General features: G+C 72.6%; 17 protein-coding genes. 12 read left to right on the top strand and 5 right to left on the bottom strand.

Going from position 1 to position 19,639, the window contains the following annotated elements; translation table 11 throughout:
* Positions 1-21 precede the first annotated feature (21 nt).
* Together BM290_RS07975 and BM290_RS48185 are read left to right on the top strand one after the other, a co-directional pair.
* The gene (locus BM290_RS07975) at positions 22-1,029 is read left to right on the top strand and encodes a LacI family DNA-binding transcriptional regulator (protein WP_093611585.1); all 1,008 of its coding nucleotides are present in this window, start codon (positions 22-24) and stop codon (positions 1,027-1,029) included.
* Between the two features lie 45 nt (positions 1,030-1,074).
* The gene (locus BM290_RS48185) at positions 1,075-1,584 is read left to right on the top strand and encodes a hypothetical protein (RefSeq protein ID WP_177319636.1); all 510 of its coding nucleotides are present in this window, start codon (positions 1,075-1,077) and stop codon (positions 1,582-1,584) included.
* Positions 1,585-1,639: 55 nt separating this feature from the next.
* On the opposite strand, the gene BM290_RS07965 is transcribed toward BM290_RS48185, so the two are convergent.
* The 3 genes from BM290_RS07965 to BM290_RS07955 all read right to left on the bottom strand — a co-directional run bounded on the left by BM290_RS07965 (position 1,640) and on the right by BM290_RS07955 (position 3,953).
* Positions 1,640-2,434 carry a hypothetical protein gene (locus BM290_RS07965; RefSeq protein ID WP_143133660.1) on the bottom strand — a complete coding sequence of 265 codons (795 nt, stop codon included), beginning with the start codon at positions 2,432-2,434 and terminating at the stop codon, positions 1,640-1,642.
* Positions 2,435-2,446: 12 nt separating this feature from the next.
* A complete protein-coding gene (locus BM290_RS07960) occupies positions 2,447-3,106 on the bottom strand; it encodes a hypothetical protein (RefSeq protein WP_143133659.1) in 660 nt (219 codons plus the stop codon).
* A gap of 217 nt (positions 3,107-3,323) precedes the next feature.
* Positions 3,324-3,953, bottom strand: coding sequence for a hypothetical protein (locus BM290_RS07955; RefSeq protein ID WP_093611577.1), 630 nt, complete (start codon positions 3,951-3,953; stop codon positions 3,324-3,326).
* 172 nt (positions 3,954-4,125) lie between these two features.
* On the opposite strand from BM290_RS07955, the gene BM290_RS07950 reads away from it, so the two are divergent.
* The 9 genes from BM290_RS07950 to BM290_RS07910 all read left to right on the top strand — a co-directional run bounded on the left by BM290_RS07950 (position 4,126) and on the right by BM290_RS07910 (position 14,629).
* Entirely contained in the window at positions 4,126-5,334 is a 1,209-nt protein-coding gene (locus BM290_RS07950) for an efflux RND transporter periplasmic adaptor subunit (protein WP_093611575.1), read from the top strand.
* 87 nt (positions 5,335-5,421) lie between these two features.
* On the top strand, positions 5,422-6,141 hold the full coding sequence (locus tag BM290_RS07945) for a response regulator transcription factor (protein WP_093611573.1): 720 nt from the start codon (positions 5,422-5,424) through the stop codon (positions 6,139-6,141).
* Positions 6,142-6,179: 38 nt separating this feature from the next.
* A complete protein-coding gene (locus BM290_RS07940; protein WP_177319635.1) occupies positions 6,180-7,622 on the top strand; it encodes a sensor histidine kinase in 1,443 nt (480 codons plus the stop codon).
* A gap of 65 nt (positions 7,623-7,687) precedes the next feature.
* A complete protein-coding gene (locus tag BM290_RS07935; protein ID WP_093611571.1) occupies positions 7,688-8,896 on the top strand; it encodes an efflux RND transporter periplasmic adaptor subunit in 1,209 nt (402 codons plus the stop codon).
* Positions 8,893-9,657 (top strand): ABC transporter ATP-binding protein, encoded by a 765-nt coding sequence (locus BM290_RS07930; protein WP_093611569.1) that lies wholly within the window; start codon positions 8,893-8,895, stop codon positions 9,655-9,657. Before BM290_RS07935 ends, BM290_RS07930 begins: the two co-directional genes overlap by 4 nt.
* Positions 9,654-10,856 (top strand): ABC transporter permease, encoded by a 1,203-nt coding sequence (locus tag BM290_RS07925; RefSeq protein ID WP_093611568.1) that lies wholly within the window; start codon positions 9,654-9,656, stop codon positions 10,854-10,856. The genes BM290_RS07930 and BM290_RS07925 overlap by 4 nt, the downstream gene beginning before the upstream one ends.
* Positions 10,857-10,875: 19 nt before the next feature.
* On the top strand, positions 10,876-11,427 hold the full coding sequence (locus BM290_RS07920; RefSeq protein ID WP_093611566.1) for a hypothetical protein: 552 nt from the start codon (positions 10,876-10,878) through the stop codon (positions 11,425-11,427).
* 89 nt (positions 11,428-11,516) lie between these two features.
* Positions 11,517-14,240 (top strand): helix-turn-helix transcriptional regulator, encoded by a 2,724-nt coding sequence (locus BM290_RS07915; RefSeq protein WP_093611565.1) that lies wholly within the window; start codon positions 11,517-11,519, stop codon positions 14,238-14,240.
* A gap of 161 nt (positions 14,241-14,401) precedes the next feature.
* On the top strand, positions 14,402-14,629 hold the full coding sequence (locus BM290_RS07910; RefSeq protein WP_093611564.1) for a hypothetical protein: 228 nt from the start codon (positions 14,402-14,404) through the stop codon (positions 14,627-14,629).
* A gap of 175 nt (positions 14,630-14,804) precedes the next feature.
* Here the strand turns inward: BM290_RS07910 and BM290_RS07905 are convergent, their stop codons facing one another.
* A complete protein-coding gene (locus BM290_RS07905; RefSeq protein WP_218163284.1) occupies positions 14,805-16,994 on the bottom strand; it encodes a GDSL-type esterase/lipase family protein in 2,190 nt (729 codons plus the stop codon).
* A 159-nt stretch (positions 16,995-17,153) separates the two neighbouring features.
* Here BM290_RS07905 and BM290_RS07900 point away from each other — a divergent pair, with 159 nt between their 5' ends.
* Positions 17,154-17,996, top strand: coding sequence for a DUF1028 domain-containing protein (locus tag BM290_RS07900; RefSeq protein ID WP_093611563.1), 843 nt, complete (start codon positions 17,154-17,156; stop codon positions 17,994-17,996).
* On the opposite strand, the gene BM290_RS07895 is transcribed toward BM290_RS07900, so the two are convergent.
* Positions 17,997-19,574, bottom strand: coding sequence for a methyl-accepting chemotaxis protein (locus BM290_RS07895; RefSeq protein ID WP_093611561.1), 1,578 nt, complete (start codon positions 19,572-19,574; stop codon positions 17,997-17,999). It abuts the gene before it with no gap.
* Between the last annotated feature and the right edge of the window lie 65 nt (positions 19,575-19,639).

The raw sequence follows: 19,639 nt of genomic DNA, 5'->3' as shown, positions 1-19,639 counted from the left end.
CACACCCCGTACCATCGCGGCATGCGTGCAGGGGAGCGGCGGATCACGCTCGCCGACGTCGCGGCCGAGGCCGGGGTGTCGGTGGCGTGTGTGTCGATCGTGATGCGGGGCGCGCCGGGCGCCGGGGAGGCCACCCGCGAGCGGGTGCTCAAGGTCGCGACGGAGCTCGGCTATCAGCCCGACAGCCGGGCCCGGCTGCTGCGCAGTGGCCGCAGCCGGCTGCTCGGCGTGGTCTTCGACGTGCGGCACCCGTTCCACCACGATCTGCTCACCGGACTGTACGACGCGGCCGGCGCGGCCGGTTACCAGCTCACGCTCAGCGCGGTGACACCGCGGCGCGGCGAGCGGACCGCCGTCGGCGACCTGCTGCAGGACCGCTGCGAGGCGATCGTCCTGTTCGGCGGCACGATGCGCTCGGCCGAGCTGGCGTCGATCGCGTCGCGCCTGCCCGTGGTGGCGATGATGCGCAGCGCCCGCCGCCGCGACGTCGACGTGGTGCACAACGACGACGCGCTCGGCTCCCACCAGGCCGTCGACCACCTGGTGTCGCTGGGGCACCGGCGGATCGCGCACGTCGACGGCGGGACCGTGCACGGCTCGGCCGAGCGGCGCGCCGGTTACCAGGAGGCGATGCGCCGCCACGGCCTGGGCGAGCACATCCGGGTGGTGCCGGGCGGCGCCGGCGAGGAGGACGGCGCCCGGGCCGCGGAGCGTCTGCTGGCCGACCCGCCGACCGCGGTGACCGTCTTCAACGACCTGAGCGCGACCGGCCTGCTCGACGTGCTGCGCCACCACGGGCTGCGGGTGCCCGGCGACATCAGCGTCGTCGGTTACGACGACACCAGCCTCAGCCGCCTGGCCCACATCGATCTGACCACCATCGGTCAGGACATCGACGCGCTGGCGGCGCGGGCCATCGAGCGGGCGGTCGAGCGCATCGAGGGCGCCCCGTCCGGCCCGCGTGCCGTCGTCATCCCGCCCCGGCTGGTGGTCCGGTCCACGACCGGGGCGCCGCCCACGGCCGGCTGAGCGGAACGCGGCAGCCCCGGCCGTCGTCAGAGGACCATGACTGCCATGACCGGTTCGCGTCGTGCCCGGCTCGTCTCGTCGGCCGCTTCCGTCGCTGTGTTCGTTGCCGCCGTCGCCGGGTGCACGTCGGCGGGAAAGGACCGGTCCGATGTGGCCGCGACCCCCGCCGCCGCCCCCGCGAGTGCCTCCGCCGGCTCCCCGAAGCCCGCCGTCTCCGGGTCGGCCCAGCCGCGGGCCGGCTGGAAGACCATCGAGCACCGGGACGTGCGGGTCGACATCCCCGCCGACTGGGTGCACCCCGACACCGGCGGCTGTGAGGTGGAGTACGAGAAATGGGCGCCGGCCGGCTCGCCGCGGTGCACGATGACGACCGGCGTGGTGTTCTACGGGGCGGCGACGTTCGACCCGGCGCACGGGCCCGGCGTGCGGCAGAACAGGAACGGCGACTGGGCGGGGTACGTGTTCGCGGGCGACCTCGCGGTGTACGCCATCGGCCCCGATCGCGACCTGGTCGAGGACCTGCTCGGCACGGCCCGGCCACCGGCGCCGCGCTGACGGCGAACGGCCCCCGCTCCGGGAGGACCGGGCGGGGGTCGTTCGCCGGGTGCGGTCAGTTGTCGGCCGGGTCGCACTCCTGGGGCAGGTAGCCCTCGGCGGCCGGCCGGGCCACCCGCAGCCCGGACACCAGTGCGGACACCGGCGTCCCGGAGATCACCTGGCCCCGCAGGGTACGCGCCTCGTCGGTGTCGAGCCTGGTGCGGGCCTTGGACTGATCGGCGGTCCGCACCTGCCCCTCGAACTCGCCCGCACCCGGGACACCCGTGTCGTACGGGATGGTGTCACCGGATCCGAGGCCCTCCCACGATCCCTTCTCCGGATCGCCGGAGCACGGGTCGTCGATCCACTCCAGGGCCTTGATGTAGGTGTGGCCGACCTCCAGCCGGGCCGAGTCACGGATGGCGATCTTGGTCTCGACGGGGCCGCTGTGGTTGTTGAAGAGCCACCCGGCGGCCGCCAGCTTGACCTCGGTGGGAGCGGGTTGCGGCGCGTCGGGGGCGGACCAGAGCACGTTGTCGACGCGCAGGCTCACGGTCCGGGCGATCAGCCCCTCACCGCGTTCGGCCTCCTTCTTGAGCACGGGGTGCCGGGTCTCGCCGACGACGGTGACGACGAGGACGTGGTCAGCGTAGGTGGCCCAGTTGCCGGCCGACCGGCTGGCGGTACGGTCCGAGCCCTCGCTCAGGACCACCCGCTGCACGGCCGGTCCCTGCTGGGCGGCGGCCTGCTGGGCGGCCCGCGGCGCGTCCGGCTGCGTCGGTTGCGGGTCCTGGGCCGAGCAGGCGGCGGTGACGGTCAGCGCCCCGCCGGCCACCAGCATCAGGGTCCCCATTCGGGAAAGCTTCATCCTGCGCCTCCGTCAGTAGGTGTTGTTGATCTGGTGGACCTGGTCGGATCCCAGGTAATAGGGAAGTTCGTAGATCTCGTTCATCATGCAGCCGAACCGTCCGTCGGTGGACGGGAGCACCGGGTAGGCCTGGGCGCCGTGCAGCAGGCCGACGGCGTGCCCGGTCTCGTGGCAGGCGAGGCCGCCGCCGAAGATGCGATACCCGTCCGGCGACTGAATCCGCACGTATTGCTGGTCGCACGCGTAGGCCTCGGTGGAGACGTCGTCGTTGCACCAGGTCCAGCCGCGGTAGCCGGAGGGCAGCGGGAGCGCGTCCTCGGACTCCTGGTAGACGATGTCGGTCTGCGCCGTGCCGGAGAAGACCGGGCTGCCGTCGTAGTAGATGGCCAGGTCGGTCGGCGCGTACTGGGTGGAGAGCATGTTCTCCAGCGACGCGACGTCGTTGTCCTCCAGCTCACCGGGATCGTTGCTGTCGGCGTACCAGTAGACGTTGGCGTTGTCGGTCTGGCAGACCATCCCGCTGAGCAGGTCGGTGGTGCCCAGGCAGATCGGGTGGTAGGTCGTCGTGGGAACCATGCTGTCGACTTCGTGAGTGGCGTAGGCCGGGGTCTGCACGGCGACGACAGCGAGAACGGTGACGGTGGACAGGGCAGCTAGAAGCGATCTGAGCATTTACATGCCTTCCCCGTTGGATGCCCAATGTTAAGGCCGTGTCCACATCGGACGGGCGACGCTTCGTTGTCCGTTTCTGCACACCACGCGCATTGAGCGAAAGACAACAGCCCGCGTCTCTCGGCGGAGAGAGACACGGGCTGTGCCGGACGCCGTGCCGGCATCGCATCGACGGGGGGACGGCGATGCCGGCACGGGGTCTGTGGGTGGCGGAGCCTCAGGACGCCGCGGAGGCGGTGGGCTTGAGGACCGCGCAGGTCTCGACGGCCTTCTTCACCGTCGCGTCGGAGGTGTCCGGGTTGGCGGTGTCGGTGACGCCGTTCTCCTTCAGGCAGTTCTGGTAGGCGGCGTTCGCGCCGCGGCCACCACCACCGTTGCCGTTGCCGCCGCGGCCGGCGCCCATGCTCGGGCGTACCGAGGCGCACGCCTCCTGGGCCTTCTGCCAGGTCGCGTCGTCGACGCCCTCGGGCTTGCCGAACCCGCCGCCTCCGGGGAAGCCGCCACCCCCGCGCTGGCCGGCGCTGCCCTCCGGGCGGGGCTGGCCGGACGGGCGGGCGCCACCGGAGGGCCGGACGCCGTCGGGAGCGCCGGACGGGCGGGCGCCGCCGTTGCCGAATCCGCCGCCACCGGGACCGCCGGACGGCATGGTGATGGTGACGCCGTTCTGGTTGAGACAGCTGATGTACGCCGCGAACGCGTTGTTGCCGCCGCCGTTCTGGCCGTTGGTGCCGCTGGTGTCCGTGGCAGCGTCGTCCGAGCCGCCGCACGCCGCAGTGAAGAGCATGGCGACCGAGACCGCGGCGACGGCTACGGCGCGGCGCGGCGCCTTCCAACTGATCACCGGCACGGGGATTCTCCTTAAGTCGGCACTGGTGCGGGACGTGTGAAGGAAAGCGGCCGCACCTGTGCACAAGGTCGGACGACCCTAGGAGTTACCTAAGAACGCCCCGCGGCGCTCCGAGCGAACTCCCAGGTAGGACCGAGCCCGCGGCGAGGACCGCTCGGCACACTCGGCGACCATGGGTGTTGCACTGGCCGGTCGCCGGCGTTTGATCTGGCTCGCCGTGGCGGTCGTCGTGCTCGCGTTGATCGCCTTCGGCGTGGTGCGTGCGCTGACGGCCGGCGCGGCGCAGGAGGAGTCGAAGGCGGCCGAGATCGTCAAGGCCGACAAGGGGGCGGTCACCACCGAGGTCGCCACCACCGGCACGCTGCAGCCGGCGCAGACCCGCAGCCTGTCGTTCGCGGTGTCGGCCGAGGTCGAGTCGGTGAAGGTCCGGGCCGGCAACACGGTGACCGCGGGCCAGGTGCTCGCCACCGTCGACGACACCGACGCCGCGGAGAAGGTCGACGACGCCACCGCGACCCTGTCGGACGCCTATGACGCGCTGGAGACGGCACAGTCGGCGCCGGCCACCACCACTACGCCGGGCTGCGACGTGGCCGCCGCCTACACCGAGCCGGCCTCGGCGTCCCCGTCGGTGTCGCCGTCGCCGTCCCCCTCGGCGCGGGCGTCGGCCACCGCCTCGCCCACGGTCACGAAGACCGGCAAACCGCGCGCCACCGCCACGAAGACCTGTGCCGCTTCCACCGGCGGTGGTTCCTCCACCCGGGGTGGCGGTTCCGGCGGGGACGCGATCCTCAGCGCCCAGCAGCGGGTCAACGCGGCCGAGGTGGCGCTGGAGGAGGCCGAGGAGAACCTGGCCGGCGCCACGATCAAGGCGCCGATCGCCGGGAAGATCATCTCGGTGGGCGGCAAGGTGGGCAGCACCGCCAAGTCCGGGTCGGCGTTCATCACCCTCGCCGACATCTACGACATGCAGATCAGCGCCGACTTCCCGGAGGCGGACGCCGATCACCTGGAGGTCACCCAGAAGGCGGTGATCACCCTCGCCGACCGGCCCGGCGAGACCTTCGACGCGACGGTGGTGCAGGTCGACCCGGTCGGCACCAGCGACGGCACGCTCACCCGGTTCGGTGTGGTGCTGTCCTTCACCGACGCGCCCGACGAACTGCTCGTCGGGCAGAGCGCCAACGTCCGGGTGACCACCGGCAGCAAGAAGGAGGTGCTGCGGGTGCCGAGCACGGCGGTGCACGATGTGTCCGGGGACAGCGGAACCGTCCTGCGGGACGGCGCCGAGGTCCCGGTCAAGCTGGGGCTGCGGGGCGACCGGTACACCGAGATCGTCTCCGGGATCGCCGAGGGCGACCCGGTGGCGAAGTCCTGGTAGGCGGGCAGCGTCCTCCCCACCCGTTCATAGGTCATTCAAAGAAAACGCTGATAGTTCTTTACGGTGCTTTCCGAAACCCGAGGTCCCGTGACCCTCAGTGACGCCGCGTCCCGGCCCTTCCGGGTGCTGGTCGTCGACGACGAGCCGAACATCTCCGCGCTGCTCAGCGCGACGTTGCGGCTGGTCGCCTTCGACGTGCGGGTGGCGGAGACGGGGCACGGCGCGCTCGTGGCGGTGCAGGAGTTCGAGCCGGATCTGATCGTCCTGGACGTGATGCTCCCGGACGTCGACGGGATCGAGGTGGCCCGGCGGTTGCGAGCCGCCGGCCACCGGGTCCCGGTCCTGTTCCTGACCGCCCGCGACGCGGTGGAGGATCGCATCCTGGGGCTGTCAGCCGGCGCGGACGACTACGTCACCAAGCCGTTCAGTCTCGAGGAGGTCGTGCTACGGATACGCGCGATCCTGCGCCGCAGCCAGCCGGAGGAGCCGCAAGAGGACACCGGCGTGCTGCGGTACGCGGACCTGGAGTTGGACGAGGACGCCCACGAGGTACGGCGGGCGGGCCGGCTGATCGAGCTGTCCCCGACCGAGTTCAACCTGCTGCGGTACCTGATGATCAACGCGGGCCGGGTGGTCAGCAAGGCGCAGATCCTGGACCGGGTGTGGAAGTACGACTTCGGCGGCGACGGGCGCATCGTGGAGTCCTACGTCTACTACCTGCGTCGCAAGATCGACCGGACCGATCCGCCGCTGATCCACACGGTGCGCGGGGTGGGGTACGCTCTGCGGCTGCCCCGGGAAGACTGAGTTCGCTTCCGTCGTCGGGCGCGGGGCGGGGCGGTCGGATGGGCGTGGTTCCCTGGCGGTACTGGACTCTCAAGTCCCGGCTCGCCCTGGTCGTGGGTGTGCTCTCGGGCGTCGCGCTGATCGTGGCGAACGTCGTCGGCGTGCTGCTGATCCAGCGCTACCTGGAAGACCGCATCGACGAGCAGCTGATCGGCATCAGCCGGCCACTGGCGGAGTTCGCGCCGAACCCCAACGGTTTCGTCCCGCGCGGCGGTCGCGGCCGTGGCATCGGCCCGGACCAGGTCATGTATTTCATCGGCGCGGACGGGGCGCTGGACACCACCCGCAGCGACACGGCCGGCGCGGTGCGCCCGCCGGTGCCGTCGCTGGAGGAGATCGCCGCGCGTGCCGTCACCCGTACGCCGTACACGGTCGCCACCGTCGACGGCGCGGACTGGCGGATGATCGCCGTCGAGCGCGGTGACAGCGGCGCGTACGCGGTGGTCGGGACGTCGCTGGACGAGGTCGAGCAGACCACCCAGCAGCTGATCCTCATCGACTCCGGCGTGCTCCTGCTGGTGCTGACCGCCCTGGCGTTCGGGGCGGCGTTCGTGGTGCGGATCGGGCTGCGGCCCCTCACCGAGATGGAGGCGGTGGCCGCGGACATCTCCGGCGGCAACCTGTCCGGCCGGGTGCCCGGCACCGACCCGCACACCGAGCCGGGCCGTCTCGGCCTGGCGCTGAACGCGATGCTCACCCGGATCGAGGGCGAGGTCGACGCGCGGACCGCGTCGGAGCAGCGGCTGCGGCAGTTCGTCGCGGACGCCTCGCACGAGCTGCGCACCCCGCTCACCTCGATCCGCGGCTGGGCCGAGCTGTACCGGCGTGGCGGCTCCCCGCCCGGCCCGCAACTGGACGAGACGATGGGCCGTATCGAGGCCGAGTCGGCGCGGATGGCGGTGCTCGTCGAGGACCTGCTGCGGCTGGCCCGGATGGATCAGCACCGTACCCTCGACCTGCGCCGTATCGACCTGCTGGAGATCGCGGCCGACACCATCCGGGACGCGCACGCCCGCGCGCCGGGCCGGCAGGTGCTGCTCGCCGGGCTCAGCGACGCCGAGGACACCTTCGAGCCGGCGACCGTGCTCGGCGACGACCACGGGCTGCGTCAGGTGGTGACGAACCTGGTGGCCAACGCGCTGAGCCACACCCCGCCGGGGACGACCGTGACGGTGCGGGTGGGCCTGGACGGCGACGAGGCGGTGCTCGCGGTCTGTGACGACGGGCCGGGTGTGCCGCCCGAGCACGCGGACCGGGTCTTCGAGCGGCTCTACCGGGCCGATTCGAGCCGTTCCCGGGCTCACGGGGGCGGCTCCGGGCTCGGCCTGGCGATCGTGGCGGCGATCGTGCAGCAGCACGGCGGCCGGGTGGAGTTGCGCGAGACGCCGGGCGGCGGGGCCACGTTCCGTGTGGCGCTGCCTGCGGTCGGTGACTCCGCGTGAGGTTTTGAGGTGGCTCCCAGGTTGCGCCGAAGCTCCTCATAGCCCGTAGCCCCAGAGTGTGCGCCATGAAGGTACGTCTGAGCCGCCACCCGTCTCTGGTGGTCAACGCCGTGATCGGCGCCGTGCTCGTCGCCGGGGCCTATACGGTGTACGAGACATTTTCCGGAACCGACGACGGGGCGACGGCCGCGACGGCCTCCGAGCGAACGGTCACCGTCCAGCAGGGCACGGTCACCAAGACCGCCACCGCCGACGGGACCCTGGAGAGTGCGAGCACCGCCAGCGCGACCTTCGAGACCAGCGGCACGGTCACCTCGATCAGCGTCAAGGTCGGTGACAAGGTAAAGAAGGGCCAGGTCCTGGCCAAGGTCGACCCGGCCGCCGCCCAGCGCTCGCTGGACGCCGCCGAGGCCGATCTCGACGCCGCCCAGGACGCCCTGGACCGCGCCGAGGACGCCGGCTCGGACACCTCCGACGCCGAGAACCAGGTCACCGAGGCGAACCTGGCCGTCGACGAGGCCGAGGCGGCGGTCGAGGGCGCCACGCTGACCGCCCCGATGGCCGGCACCGTCACCGCCGTCAACGGCACCCTCGGCGGCTCGGCCTCCGGAAGCGGCTCCTCCAGCTCCGGCTCGTCCGGCGGCGGCTCGCAGGGCGGCGGCTCCTCCAGCTCGTCGTCGAGCAGCAGCAGCAGCGGCTTCATCGAGATCGCCGACCTGACCAGGATGCAGGTGTCGGCGAGCTTCGCCGAGGCCGACGCCACCAGCCTCAAGGACGGCCAGGTCGCCACGGTCACCTGGAACGCGCTCAGTGGCACCTCGCAGAGCGCCAAGGTCGCCGCCATCGACCCGTCCGCGACCACCTCCAACAGCGTGGTCACCTACGGCGTCACCCTCACCCTGGACAAGGTGCCGACCGGCGCCAAGGTCGGCCAGACCGTCTCGGTGTCGGTCACCACCGGCTCCAAGGAGAACGTCGTGCTGGTCAACGCGGCCGCGATCACCACCGTAGGCAACCGGCACACGGTCACCGTCGTCGCCAACGGCGTCCAGGAGAACCGGTCGGTGGAGATCGGCCTGGCCGGCGACAGCGCCACCGAGATCACCTCCGGGCTCACCGCGGGCGAGCAGGTCGTCGTCAAGACCACCTCGACGAGTACGGGCAGCGGCACCCAGCAGGGCGGTGGGTTCCCCGGCGGCGGCGCCGGGTTCGGTGGCGGTGGCTTCACCGGTGGCGGCGGCGCGCCCGGTGGCGGCGGCGGGAGGACCCGGTGAGCAAACCCGTCCTGCAGGTCACCGACCTGACGAAGATCTACGGTCAGGGCGAGGCCACGGTGCACGCGCTGCGCGGGGTGTCCGCCACCGTGCACCGCGGCGACTACGTGGCGATCATGGGCTCGTCCGGCTCCGGCAAGTCGACCCTGATGAACATCCTCGGCGCGCTCGACATCCCCACCTCCGGGCGGTACCTGCTGGACGGCGTGGACGTCAGCAAGCTGTCCGACGGGCAGCTCGCGCTCGCCCGGAACCGGCTCATCGGGTTCATCTTCCAGTCGTTCAACCTCATCCCACGGACGACCGCACTGGCCAACGTGGAGCTGCCGCTGGCGTACGCCGGGGTCAAACCGAAGGAGCGCCGCCGGCGCGCCATGGAGGCCCTGGACGTCGTCGGTCTCGCGGGCCGGGCCGACCACGAGCCCAACCAGCTCTCCGGCGGCCAGCAGCAGCGTGTCGCGGTGGCCCGGGCCCTGGTCACCGAGCCGGCCCTGCTGCTCGCCGACGAACCCACCGGCAACCTGGACTCCAAGTCCACCGACGACGTGCTGCAGGTCTTCGACGACCTCAGCACCGCCGGCCGCACCATCGTGATCATCACGCACGAGGACGAGGTCGGCGCCCGCGCCAAACGGCTGATCCGCCTGGTCGACGGCTCGATCGTCACCGACGTACGCCAGTCGCCGATCCACCTGCCCCCGGTCGGGGCCCAGCACAAGGCACAGGGCCGGGCGACTGTGGGAGGACGTCACACACTGTGAATTTCTTCGAGGTAGTCCGCTTCTCGTTGCGCGGCCTGTCGGCCAACAAGCTGCGTTCCGCCCTGACCATGCTCGGCATCCTCATCGGTGTCGCCGCGGTCATCCTGCTCGTCGCGGTCGGCAACGGCTCGGCCAAGGCGATCAGCGACCGGATCGAGGCGCTCGGCACCAACACGATCACCGTGATGAGCACCGGCCGTGGCGGTTCCAGCAGCACCGCCCTCACCAAGGAGATGGCCGACGCGCTGGTCGACGCCGAGCTGGCGCCGGACGTCAAGTCGGTGTCGCCGGTGGTCAGCTCGTCGTCGGCGACGATGACCTACGAGGGCAGCGACCACTCGGTCGCCACGTTCGTGGGCACCACACCCAGCTGGTTCGCGGCCTCCACCACCCCGGTCGGCAAGGGCACCGCCTTCAGCGCGGACGACGTCGACCAGGGCCGGCGGGTCGTGGTGATCGGGCAGACCGTCGCCGAGGAGCTGTTCCCCGGCGTCGACCCGATCGACAAGCAGGTCACCGTCGGCGGCGCGCTGTTCACCATCGTCGGGGTGCTGCAGGAGAAAAGTTCCACCGGCTTCAACGACGCCAACGACACGGCGGTCGCCCCGCTCACCGCGGTGCAGCAGGTGCTCACCGGATACGGCGCCCTGACCTCGATCATCGTGGAGGCCGCCGACCCGGACAAGGTCGACGCCGCCCAGTCCGAGGTGTCGACGATCCTCAACCAGAAACTGGACGTCGCCGCGTCGTCGGCCAGCACGCCGTACCGGATCCAGAACGCGTCGTCGCTGCTGGAGACCCAGACCGAGACCGCCGACACGTTCACCACCCTGCTCGGCGCGGTCGCCGCGATCAGCCTGCTCGTCGGCGGCATCGGCATCACCAACATCATGCTCGTCACGGTCACCGAGCGGACCCGCGAGATCGGCATCCGCAAGGCCCTCGGCGCGCCCCGCCGGGTCATCCTGACCCAGTTCCTGATCGAGGCGAGCCTGTTGAGTGTGCTGGGCGGCGCCCTCGGGGTGGCCGCCGCCCTGATCGGGAGCCAGTTCGAGATCGTCGGGGTGAAACCGGTGATCGTGCCCAGTTCGATCGGGTACGCCGTCGGCGTGTCCATCGCGATCGGCCTGTTCTTCGGCGGCCTGCCCGCCGCCCGCGCCGCCCGCCTGCGTCCCATCGACGCGCTGCGCTACGAGTGAGGACCCTGCTGTGACAACGATGAACGACGAGACCGCGATCATCTCGACGGTCGAGGAACCGGACCGCGACGGCCTCTCCGCCGAGCTGGCGGCCGCCGCGCCGAAGAAGTGGTGGAACAAGGGCACCGTCGGCCTCGGGGTGGCGGCGTTGCTGATGGGCGGTTTCCTCGGCGGGGTGCAGGCGCAGAAGCAGTGGGGGACCAGTGCCACCAGCGCGACCAGCGGGTTCCCCGGCGGCGGCACGCGCGGCGCGGGCGGCGGGTTCCCCCGGACCGGGGCCAGCGGCGCCCCGGGCGGCGCCTTTCCCGGCGCGGGCACCGCCACCGGCACGGGCACGACCGCGGCGAGCAACGGCACCGCCGGGAAGGTCAAGCTGGTCAACGGGAAGACCATCTACGTGGAGACCGAGGACGGCACGGTCGTCACCGTCAAGACCGATGGATCGACCACCGTCAACACCGCGACCAGGGGCGAGCTCAGCGACGTCAAGGCCGGTCAATCGATCACCGTCGAGGGCGCGACCGGCGACGACGGCTCGGTGACAGCGAAGACCGTGACCGCGTCCAAATGACCGCGATGTGACATACCCGCGAACTTATTGATGGGCGTGCGTCTGTGTTCCTAGGCTGACGGCTTCAGTCCTAGGGGGGTGGGAGCTCAATGCCCTCTCTGTTGGGCCGGGAGGCCCTGCTCGCGGCCATCGACGCCCGGCTCGCCGCCGGGGGCGGGGTCGCTCTGCAGGGCCCGCCCGGCATCGGCCGCACCGCACTGCTCGACACCGTCGCCGACCAGGCCGCGGCACGGGGGGAGACGGTTCTCCGCCTGCGCCCGGCCCGCGGCGAGCGCGTCCTGGCCTACGCCGGGGTCGCCGACCTGCTGCGCCAGGTGCCGGCCGAGGCGGTCGCCGCCCTCGCGCCCGCGCCACGGCACTCGCTGGCCGCGCTGCGCCAGGGCCGTCCCTCCCGCACCGGCGTCCCGGCCCTGGCCCGGCGCCTGGTCCTGCCCGAGCTGCTGGCCCACTGCGCCCGCACCGGGCCGGTCCTGATCGTCCTCGACGACGCCCAGTGGCTCGACCCCGAGTCGGCCGAGCTGATCTCCTTCGCGATGCGCCGCCGGCCCGGCGCCCGGGTCCGGATGCTCGCCGCCGAACGCCGGCCGGGTCCGTCGCGTGCCGTCCGGCTCTGCCCGGCGCCCGCCGTCGAGCTGGCCGTGCCGCCGCTGTCCCCGGACGACCTGACCGCCCTGCTCGAATCACACGGGCTTCCCTGCCGTACGGCGAGCCAGCTGCACCGGGCCAGCGCCGGCAACCCGTTCCTCGCTCTCGCCCTCGGCGGCGCCGTCGCCCGCGGCCCGTCGTGGCGGCCCGCCCCGCTGCCCGAGCCGGTCCGGGAAATGGCCCGCGAGCGGCTCGCGCTGCTCCCGGCCGAGGCCCTCGACACCCTGCTCACCGCCGCGCTGGCCACCGAGCCGACGCTCGGGCTGATGCTGCGCGCCGGCCGTGACGACGCCGCCCGGGAGCTGCGGGCCGCGGTCGCCGCCGGGGTGATCGAGGTGTCCGGGGAGCGGATCCGGTTCACGCCGCCGCTGCTGGCCCAGGTGCTCGCCGAGGAGACTCCGGCAGCGCGGCGCAGCCAGGTCCACGCCGAGCTCGCCGCGGCGGCGTACGACCCGGTCGAGGCTCTTCGCCAGCAGGCGCTGCGCACCGCCCGCCCGGACGCCGCCGTCGCCGCCGGTCTGGCCGCCGCGGCCGGCCGATGCGCGCAGCGCGGCGCCGAGCGCACCGCCGCCGAGCTGTATCTTCTCGCCGCCGAGCGGTGCACCCCGGACCGGTCCGCCGACCGTCTCGACTGGCTGGTCACCGCGGCCCGCACGGCGATCACCGGCGGCTCGCCCGCGCTGGCCGGCCGCGCCGCGGAGGCCGTGCTGGCCGCCGACGCCCCGGCCGGCCACCGGGTCCGGGCCCGGCTGGTGCTGCTCGACCTGGCCGGGCAGGCGCTCGCCGAGATGGGCGAGACGTTCGCCGCCGCCCTCGCCGAGGCCGGTGACGACCCGGCGCTGGCCGCGCCGGTGCGGTTGCGGCTGACCTGGGCGGCGTTCCTGGTCGGCGACCTGGACGCGGGCGCCGACGAGGCCCGGCGCGCCGAGGAGGCGGCCCGGCTCAGCGGCGACCTGACCATCGAGGCGATGGCGCTGACCATGCAGGCGCAGATTCAGCGGGTGCAGGGTGAGGACCGCTGGCAGGACACCCTGGAGCGGGCGATGGCGCTGCCCGCCGCGCCCGCGCCGGACTGGCTGCACTACGGCCCGCACTACATGGCGGCGCGGTTCGCGCTCTTCGACGACCGGCTCGACGAGGCCCGCGCCGAACTGCTGCGGCTGCTCGCGGTCGCCGAGCACGACCGGGTCGGCGAGGCGCGGGTCGAGGTGCTGCGCAGCCTCTCCGAGGTGGCCACCAGGGCGGGCCGGTGCCAGGAGGCTCTGCGGTACGCCCACCGCGCCGTCCGGGCCGCACAGGAGGCGGGCCTGAGCCCCGGCCCCACCTGGTACACCGCCGCTGTCGCGGAGCTGGCCGGCGGCAGTCTGGAGGCGGCGGCCGGCTTCGCCCGGCGGGGCATCCGCTCCTCCCAGCAGGAGGGCGACAGCCTCTACCTGCGCCGGCTGCTGCACGCTCTCGGGCAGGCGCAGGTCCGCGCCGGCGACGGCCGGGCCGGGGTGGCCACCCTGCGCATGTTGCGTGACCAGGAGGCGGAGGCGGGCAGCTCGGACCCGATGATCGTGCGGTGGCGCGCCGACCTGGCCGCGGCGCTCGCGTCGCTGGGCGAGCACGGTGAGGCGGCGACCACCCTGGCGCTGGCCAAGGCGGCCGCCGAACGGCTCGGCAGCACCCCCGCCCTCAGGGGATACCTGCACCGGGCCGCGGCGATCGTCAACTCGGAGTCCGGACAGGCCGACACCGCCGCCGACCTGGCCACCGCGGCCGCCAAGCACTTCGAGCTGCTGCGCCAGCCGGTCGAGCAGGCGCACGCCCTGCTCGTGGTGGCCGGGGCGGAACGGCGGCGGCGACGGTATGCCGCCGCGCGCCAGGCGATCGGTGAGGCGTCGGCGCTGTTCCGTCTTGCCGAGGCCCGGCCGTGGCTGCTCGAGGCGGAACGGGCGATGGCCCGCACCGAGGGGACTCCCGATCAGGGGCTGACCTCCACCGAGCTGCGGATCGCCGGGATGGTCCGGGACGGCGCGAGCAACCGGGAGATCGCCACCCGGCTGTATCTGAGCGTCAAGACGGTCGAGGCGACGCTCACCCGGGTCTACCGCAAACTGGGCGTCCGGTCCCGTACGCAACTGCTGTCGGCCCTTCCGGTGGGCGAGATCACCAGCCCGTCCTGACCAGCCACTCCACAACGCACAGTGACCTGGGTTACCCGAATCCGGTGGTGGCGGTCACTTTCCGCACGAGAGTTTTACCTGGTGGATTTGGGGATGACGCCGGACTGGGAGATCGTTGAACACGTCAGAGTCCCCGTCACTATCCGTCGAGGAGTCTCGCCGTGAAGTTCATCCGCAACGCCCGCACCACCCTGTCCCACCGTCTCGCCGAACGCCGCGCCCACCGCCGCCTGAGCGACGAGCTCGCGGCCTTCCGCACCGCCGCGGAACGCAGCGAGCTCGACCTCATGCTCGGCCGGCACACCGCCGCCGAGACCGCCGAGATCGACACCATCCTCAGCCGCCAGGACGCCGCCCGCCGCTACACCACGGCCATGCACAACGCCTGACCTCCCCTCGGCCGGCCCGGACCGTCCCCTGGCCCGGCCCTACGCCAAACCCCCGGTGCAGCGGTTCGCGCACCGGGGGTTTGTGCTCGGAAGACCTCGTCGACCCACTCCGGGTGCTCGATGAACGGGCTCCGGTTGTGCTGGTCCGCCCGAAATGATCTCGTTGCGGCCTCGTTCACCGGCGTCCACCGGGTCCCGCTCGTGCCACGCCCGCAGCATCGACAGCCGGCCCGTCCGCGGTTCCCTGCCGTGGTTGGGGCCCTCGGCGGCCGCCAGGTCCGGACGGCGGTCCGTCCCTTCGTACCGGACGGCGGCGTGCCCACACCCGGCGGCGATGGCCGAAGAACGCGACGCCGACGCACCAGGCGCCGCCGACGGCCGCGGTGATCCACAGGCAGAGCCCGTCCTCGGTGAGCCGCTGGCCGATCTTCCGGTAGGCCCAGGTCTGTGCCTGCCGGCGGCATCCGTCCTCGGCGGCGGCGAGCAGGTCGCACGGCGGCCGGCCCGCCTCCGCCGTGCGTTCCACCTCGCTCGGGCTGGCCAGATCCAGTTTGTGCAGTTCGCTGCGGCTGCGTACCGAGGCGGCGAAGTTGATCCGCTCCCGGGCTGCGATGTACGGGTCCTGCTTCTCCCGCCATCGCTCGAAGGCCCGCAGCATCGCGGCATGCCCGCGCTCGTTGGGGTGCAGACTGCCGTGCATCCACTTGGCCGGGTTGAAGCGATGCTGCGCGAAGCCGTCCACCGAGCGCAGGCCGATGAAGTTGATGCCGGGCCGGTTGTCGTTGTTGCGGTCGCAGAGCTGCAGGTTCGCGACCGCCAGCGCGTCCTCCATCTCCTGGAGGTAGTGGAACCCGTACTCCCGGGCGGTGGCGCGGATCGCCGGGTTCAGCGTCTGTGTCACGTACTCGTGGATGAAGGCCTGCTCCCGGGCGGAGAGCGCGACGTCGGTGCACTCGTCGCCGCGGACCGCGATCGGGTCCGGGTAGGGGACCACCACCACCGGGATGTTCCGGAAGATCCGGTCCACCTCGTAGTAGGCGACCCGCAGCTGTGCCCGCAACTGCGGAACCGTCCGCTCCCACAGCTCCCGCCGTTCGGTGCAGTCGCCGGGCGCCACACACATCTCCCCGATCGACGAGAAGCCCGCGTCGTTGCCGCCGATGCTCAGCACCACCATCGACGGCTGGAAGTCGGCGGCCGGGTCCGCCTTCGCCGCGAGGTACGCGTCGAGCTGGGTGTACCGCTCCGACGGGTACTGCGGCTCCGGGCCGGGGTCCATGCCGACCCGGACCTTCTCCTCGGACGCCTCGGTGTCCGGCGAGCCGGTGTCCGGCGGGGTCGCGGTGAGGATGTGCCGCGTCCGGGCGCCGGAGCAGGCCAGGAACTGGATGCCGTAGAAGTGGGCCTGAGCGGCCATCGCCGCCCACGCGGTCGGCGCCCGGCGGCACTCGTTGACACCGCCATTGTCGGTGCCGTGGTAGTAGACCCGCGCGCCCTCACCGGACATGTACGAGTCGCCGATGGCCACCAGCACGTTGCGGCGCCCGGCGGGATCCGGGGTCTCCCGCTGAGGCTCCTGGGACGGCGTCACCCCCATCAGCGCGACCAGCGCGAGCGCGGCGACGATGTCGGCCCGGGTCGTCGACACCAGGACGATCACCAGCAGCCCGAGGACCACCAGCACGACGGTCAGCCACCGCGAGCCACTCACCATCACGGCGAGACGGGTGGCCCCGGCGAAGACCGCCACCCCGCCCACGCCGAGTCCCCACAGCAGCCCGGTGGCCCGGTCCCGCCGGCACAACCGGCGCAGCGCACCCTCGGCCGTGAGGGCCAGCCCGGCCGGAAGCAGCAGCAACGCGCCCAGCCCGAGGACGGCCGCGCCCACGAGGATCGGCAGACCGGAACCCAGGAGCAGCGCGCCGGCCAGGACGGTCAGCACAGCGACGCCGGTGAGCCACACACCGAACCGGCCGGTCGTCACCCGCCACCGCCCCACCGTGACCGACGGGCTCTGCCGCAGATGGGTGAGCACCGAGCCGGCGAGCAGGTAGAGCAGGACCAGCGCGCCGACGCTGCAGAACCCGGCGCCGAACCACGACGCCCCGGGCAGCGCGAACAGGACGGCCGCGACGACGGCGAGCACCGCGCCCACCCGCCAGGGCATCACCCACTGCCGGCCGTCCATGCTGTCCACGTACTGGCCGCGGATCCAGATCGTCGAGACGCTGATGAACACCCCGAACACCACCCACACGGTGACCTCGGAGGCCCCCGCCCGGGCGGACCCCAGCAGAACCGTCATGGCGACGGCGAACGCCACCGTGCGCCGGACGGATCCGCGCGCATCGTCCACCACTGTCACGTCGGGCCTCCGATCCGCCGGCTTTCGCCGACGGTCCCACCCGGGGACGACGGGCGAGATCGGATTGCTCCGGGGTACGCCCCCGGCGGTCGGTGATTCGGCCGAGTGGCGGATCCTCCCCTCGGTACGGGTGATCCACGAACGGCGTACCGTCTCGCCATGACCTTCTCGATCGTTGCCCGCTCCGCCGACGGCGCCGTGCTCGGCGTCGCGGTGGCCAGCAAGTTCCTCGGTGTCGGGGCGGCGGTTCCGGCCGCCCTGGCCGACGTCGGCGCGGTGGCCACCCAGTCGTATGCGAACCTCGCCTACCGTCCGCAGGGCCTCGCCCTGCTGGGCACCGGGGCGACCGCGGCGAGCACCGTGCGGGCGCTGATCGCGGGCGACGCGGGCCCGGTCGCGCACCGGCAGGTCGGCGTGGTGGGCGCGACCGGCCCGGGCGCCACGTTCACCGGCGACGAGTGCCATCCGTGGGCGGGCGGTGCGGCCGGCGACGGCTACGCGATCCAGGGCAACATGCTGGCCGGCCCGCGGGTGGTCGCCGACATGGAGGCCGCGTGGCTGGCCGGGGCGGACCAGCCCCGGTTGCCGTATCGGCTGCTCGGCGCGCTGCGCGCCGGTGACCTGGCCGGCGGTGACCGGCGGGGGCGGCAGAGCGCGGCGTTGCTGGTGGTCGCCAAGGGGATGGGGTATGGGGGCACGAGCGACGTCCTGGCCGACCTACGGGTCGACGACCACCCGGACCCGGTCACCGAGCTGGTCCGCCTGCTCGACCTGCACACCCTCTACTTCGAACGCCCCGACCCGGCCACCCTGATCCCGCTGACCGGCGAGATCGCCGGCGAGGTCCGTGCCCGGCTGGCGGCGGCCGGCCACACCGGTCCCGACCTGGACGAGGCGCTGGCGAGCTGGGCCGGAGTCGAGAACCTGGAGGAGCGGATCGTGGCCGGCGCCATCGATCCGCTCGTCCTGGACCAGCTGCGTGCCGCCGAGGGCGTCAGCTGACTAGTACTTGAACTGCCCCACCAGGCCGTGCAGGGTGCCGCTCATCCGGGCCAGCTCGGCGACCGCCTGTTCCGAGGCGACGATGGCCGTGGAGGTCTCGGACACCGCTGTGGAGACGGTGGCCAGGCTGTTCGAGACGTCACGGCTGCTGGAGGACGCCTCGGTGACGTTGCGGGACATCTCGGAGGTGGTCGCGGTCTGCTCCTCGACCGCCGAGGCGATGGTGGTCTGGTAGTCGTTGACCCGGGCCACGATCTCGGTCACCCGGCTGATCGCCTCGCTCGTGGCGGAGGCGCTGCGCTGGATGTCCTGGACCCGCCTGCTGATGTCCTCGGTGGCCCGCGCGGTCTCCTGGGCGAGATCCTTGACCTCGCTGGCGACCACGGCGAAGCCCTTGCCGGACTCCCCGGCGCGGGCCGCCTCGATGGTCGCGTTGAGCGCCAGCAGGTTGGTCTGCTCGGCGATGGCGGTGATCAGGTTGACCACGTCGGTGATCTCGGCCGACGACTGGCCCAGCGTGGTGACGGTGCGGCTCGCTTCCTCCGCGACGCGTACCGCCTCGACACCGGCCTGGCTGGCGTCGGACGTGCTGGTGGCGATCTCGCGGATGGAGGCGCCCATCTCCTCGGCGCCGGCGGCCACCGTGGCCAGCGCGTTGCTCATCGCCTCGGTCGACCCGGCGACGCCGCCGACCTCACGGGAGGTCTGCTCGGCGGAGCCGGCGATGTGCCGGGTTCCGCTCGAGAGCTGTTCGCTGGCCGCGGCGAGAGAGGTCGCCTGCTCGCCGATCTGCCCGATGATGCCGGCCAGCTTCGCCACGAACCGGTTGAACGCCGTGCCGAGGGCGCCGAACTCGTCTCGCCGGGTCTCGTCGACCCGGTTCGTGAGGTCGCCCTCGCCGTCGGCGATCTCCGTCAGGCGCGAGGTCAGCCCGGCGAGCGGCCGTACGATGCTGCGGGCCAGCAGCCAGGCGAGGAGCACCACGAGGAACACGGCCAGCGCGACACCGGCGAGGATGGCCGTCCGGGAATTGTCGGCGGTGTCCTTCGTCGAGGCGGCACGCGTCGCGAGCAGGCCGGACTCCGCCTCGCCCATGTCGGTCAGAACCGTCCGGATCTGGTCCATGACCGATTTGCCCTTGTCGGTCTGCACCACGGCCCGCGCCGCCTCGAACCCGTCGGTGTGGCGCAGTTCGATCGTCTGACCCAGCTCGTCGAACTTGGCCTTCACCAGCGGCCGGAGCTCGGCGATACGGTCCTGCTGCGCCGGGTTGTCGGCGGTGAGCTCCGCGACGTCGTCGATCAGCCCGGTCACCGCCTGGGACGCGGCGGTGTACGGCGCGAGGTACGCGTCGCTGCCGGTGATCAGGTAGCCGCGCTGACCGGTCTCCGCGTCCTTGAGCGCCCCGGTGATCTTCTCCAGCCCCTCCAGCACCTGGTAGGTGTGGACCACCTGACGACTGTTCATCTGCAGCGTGCTGGTGTTCCGGTAGGCCACCGCACCGACGACGCTCAGCACCACCAGCGGGACGGCGAACGCGGCAACCAGCCGTGGGGCGACACGGTGCATCCAACTCATGGCCGAACAACCTTTCGCGCGGGTACGACACCGCCGAGGAGGAATCAAGTCTCCCGGACCATCGG

Origin of the sequence: Actinoplanes philippinensis (assembly GCF_900113015.1) — a bacterium.
Lineage (GTDB): Bacteria > Actinomycetota > Actinomycetes > Mycobacteriales > Micromonosporaceae > Actinoplanes > Actinoplanes philippinensis.
Note: the sequence above shows the minus strand (reverse complement) of the source record. Positions and strands in the feature narration are given on the sequence as shown.